3 protein-coding genes and 1 pseudogene are annotated in these 3,796 nt (G+C 64.7%); 1 reads left to right on the top strand and 3 read right to left on the bottom strand.

Going from position 1 to position 3,796, the window contains the following annotated elements:
• The coding region (locus AC1D00_RS31280) for a hypothetical protein (protein ID WP_477013313.1) at nt 1–1,280 on the top strand (1,280 nt) is incomplete at its 5' end.
• Here AC1D00_RS31280 and AC1D00_RS31275 read toward each other — a convergent pair.
• The 3 genes and pseudogenes from AC1D00_RS31275 to AC1D00_RS31265 form a co-directional block, all read right to left on the bottom strand.
• The gene (locus tag AC1D00_RS31275; RefSeq protein ID WP_477013312.1) at nt 1,269–2,240 is read right to left on the bottom strand and encodes a Gfo/Idh/MocA family oxidoreductase; all 972 of its coding nucleotides are present in this window, start codon (nt 2,238–2,240) and stop codon (nt 1,269–1,271) included. The two genes, AC1D00_RS31280 and AC1D00_RS31275, sit on opposite strands and share 12 nt — an antisense overlap.
• Nucleotides 2,233–3,477 (bottom strand): class I SAM-dependent methyltransferase, encoded by a 1,245-nt coding sequence (locus tag AC1D00_RS31270; protein WP_477013311.1) that lies wholly within the window; start codon nt 3,475–3,477, stop codon nt 2,233–2,235. Before AC1D00_RS31270 ends, AC1D00_RS31275 begins: the two co-directional genes overlap by 8 nt.
• 41 nt (nt 3,478–3,518) lie before the next feature.
• Nucleotides 3,519–3,796, bottom strand: a pseudogene (locus tag AC1D00_RS31265) (CDP-glucose 4,6-dehydratase); the annotation flags it as partial.

Here is a 3,796-nt window from a genome sequence, read left to right as displayed (position 1 = left end):
ATGCAATCCTGGCCGTGATGGCGATCGGAACCGTGGTCTGGCTCGGCCTGCTGCTCGCCACCATGCTGCGGCAACCGTTCGAGGCGACCGACGATCTGATCTGGCTCGCCAAGCTGCGCAGCGACAGCTTCCTCGACCTGCCGCTGTCGCCCGCCTGGATGGTCCAAAGCGCGTTCTACCGACCGGTCGCCGAGTTCCTGCTGAAGTGCCTGTATGCGCTGTTCGGCCTCAACCCGACGCCGTACCGCTACGTGCAGTTTGCCGTCTTCCTGCTGCTGATGGGATTGAGCCTTCAGGTGGTGCGGCGGTTGGGCTTGCGCGTGGAAAGCGTGTTGCTGATCACAGTGTTCGCGATCGGCTCACCGTTCATTTCCGGATCGGTGGTATGGATCAGCGAATTGCCGCACGTCCTCGTGCTTGTCTGTTTCGCCGCTGCGCTACTCGTCGTTCTCTCCGACAGGACGGTCACGGCAAAGCTCGCGCTGTGCGGGCTGGCGTATGCGATCGCGCTGCTTTCGAAGGAGAACGGGATCGTTCTGATCGCGTTCTCCATCTACTTCCTGCGCGCAGCGCCGTTCAGGGCGGCGATCGTGTTCGGCGGCATCACGCTGGCCTATTTCGCCATGCGCGCCGTCGTCCTCGGCCCTGCGATGGGAACCGCCGGGGTCGATGAGTCCGTTGGATACTTCTTCCAGATGCTGTCGAACGAGGAACGTCGGAGGCTGTTCTCGGGCTATGCCGTCTACAAGCTCTATGCCTACAATGTGCTGGCCCAGTTGGGCGCACTCGCGTTCCGCATCACCCAATGGGGCATCATCTTCGATCGCCCGCACTACCAGACCATCGTGGAGACCCTCTCGACCGCACTCATCGTGGGGGGCTTCTTCGTGTTCAGGAATCGGCCACGGCCCCACACAATGGTCCTCGTTATCGTCACCGTCGTCGTGATCGGGGCTCCGTTCCTCTCCTATTCCTATGCGCGCGACCGGCATCTTGCCCTGCCCGCGTTCGCCTACGCCTTTCTGCTCGCGGTCGCGGTCAACGAGCTGGCGAGCCTCTTGCGCAGCCGGACACAGGCGACCGCACTGATTGCCTGCGTCTGGATAGCCTGGTCGCTGCAGGCTGGCCTGATGCTGCGCCAGATCAACTGGTCCTCGGCGGACGTCATCGAGCGCCTCTACCGGGCGAACGAGAAGCCGCTCAATCCCAATTTGCCGCCGGACGTCTGGGCTACGGCCCGGGCGCACGCGCTGTCGCTGGCACCGCCCTCACGGCAATGACGCGGGGATCCGCCGAGACGCCTGCTCGATCCGCATCCACAGCGCGATGATGTCGCGCTGACGCTGCGCGTGGCCTGCGTCGGGCTCGCTGAGCGAGCGGCACAACCGCGCCAGCACGTCGACCCTGGGATCGCGGGCGACCCTGGGATCGCTGGCGACCCTGGGATCGCGAGCGTTGACCGAGGCCGGCTTCGCCGACACGAAGGGATCGAGCTGATCCACGATCGCGCCGCGCGCGGCCGCGGTGATCTTGAAGCAGGTCTGCGGCGCGCGGCTGTCGACGCGCAGCGCAAACGGCGGCAAGTCCTCCCCGGTCAGGGTCGCTTCCCAGGACGCGGTTTCGGACTCCGACGGACCACTGATCACGGATGACACCACGTCATCGTAACCGAGCTCCGCGAGCAGCGCGACGAGGTGAATGCCGTAAAAGCGGAGTGCGCCGCCGCCACTGGCATCGAACCGTTTCCAATTCGCGAGATTGGCGCGGTAGTGATGCGCCATGAAGCTCCAGTCCAGCGAGAGGCCATCGGTCCGCTCGCCGAGCACCGCGCGGAGCCGCTCCGTCCACGACATGAAACGAAAGGTATAGCCGACGCGATAGCGCTTGCCGGTGTGCGCGAACGACTCGATAAGCTGCGCGGCAAGCTGGGGCGTCGGCGCGACCGGCTTCTCCAGGATGAAATCGGACATCTCAGGCGTTGCTGCCAACCGCTTCATCCAGTCGGCCTGATCGGTGGGGCGAAGCGCAACCACCGCGCCGTTCGCCTGCGCCAGCGCCTCTTCGGTGCCGGCGCACCAGGTCACCTCCGGCACATACTGGACGAGTTCGCCCCGGCCGGCGACCACCGCACGATAGCGCTCCGGCAGCGCCACCTTGATCCCGCACTCGATCAGCGCGGGCAGATATCCGTACATCCCGAAACCCGATCCGAGGATCGTGAAGACGGGCACCTCAGGCATGGAAATCGTCGGCGCCGAGCACGTCAATCACCGGGCCCTTGTAACTGTTGTCGGACAGGTACTGGCGGATCTCGCGCGAGATGTGCCAGGCGAGATTGAGCAGCGGCTTGCCCTGGTCGCCATGCGCGAACAGGTCATCGTCGGACACGATCGGAATCCGGGTACCCGGCACATAATGCCCGATCTTGATCGAACCGGGTTTCTCGTGAACGGCGATGATCTCCTTCTCCGTCAGGCCGAGCAGCTTGACCAGGATGGCCGCGCGGCCCGGAAACGCCTTGGCGCGAATCGGACCGTGCGCGGCGATGATCTTCTTCAGCTCCGCGCCCTTGCGCGCCTTCCAGAGCTCGACGTCACGCGCGAGTTGGGCAAACTCGGTCTGGAAATTGTTCTCGCGCGCCATGACGTCGGCCGCCACAGTATCGCTCTTCGCCGCGCGTCCGAGGATGACGCGGATGTTGCCGCCATAGCGTGCGGGGAACTCGACATTGACGATGTCGAGGCCGAGCGATTTCGCGATGAAGCTGAACGATTTGTACGAATAGGTCCGCGGATGCTCGTGATAGAAGGTGTCGAACTGATGCCGGTCCAGCACCGCACCGAGATAGTGGTTCTCGATCACGATGACGGTGTCCGGCCCGAGCAGCGCCTTCAGCGCCGCGAGCACGCCGTTCAGGTCCTCGATATGTGCGAACACGTTGGTGAACGTGATGATGTCGGGCGTGCCGACGCCGCGCAGGATCTCCGCGGCGGTCTCGGCGCTGAGATAGTTCTGAACCACGAAATGGCCCTTCGCCGCGGCGTCCTGGGCCGCGCCGGTCGGCTCGATGCCGCCTGTTGTCGCGCCGGCTTCGCGGAAGAAATCGAGCAGGCTGCCGTCGTTGCAGCCGATGTCGAGAACCACCTTGCCTGTCAGCGCCCCCATCCGCTCCGTGCAGGTCGCCACCAGGCTCTTCATCCCGGAGAGCACGTCGGCAGTGAAGCGCGAGCGGTAGTGATAATCCTTGGGAAACAGGTCCTCCTTCGGAACCTGGACGCGCTGGTGGCCGGTGGCGCAGGTCGGACAAAAATCGATCAGAATCGGATATTCGCGGCACCGGCGCGAATCGCCGACCGCCACCAGGTCGTCGCACAGCGGGTGCAGACCGAGCTCGAGCACCGGCACGAGCTTGTCATTGCCGCAGACCTCGCAGCCCTTGATCTCGGTGAGCGGTCTGGTCGACGTGGTGGTCATCATCTTGAATCCGGTTTGCGGCCCATCGGGCCGGAGTAAGCGAGCTAGTCGCGTTTTGTGTTCATGAAAGCGTCGATCTGGTCAACCATCACCGGCCTGACCGCGGCGCCCTGCTCGAATGCCTTGTACCATTCCACCACGGCGGAAGCCGAACGATCGAGGCCCCAGCGCGGCGCCCAGCCCAGATGGGCTCGCGCTTTGGAACTATCCAGCGACAAAAGCCGCGCCTCGTGCGGGTGCTGTCCGGGCTGCGGCATCTGCTGCGGCGGAACACCCCAAAGCACCGCCAGGCGATCGACCAGCCAGCGCACCGTGCGCACGC

The sequence above is a fragment of the Bradyrhizobium sp. P2_E8 genome (genome assembly GCF_056403875.1).
Note: the sequence above shows the minus strand (reverse complement) of the source record. Positions and strands in the feature narration are given on the sequence as shown.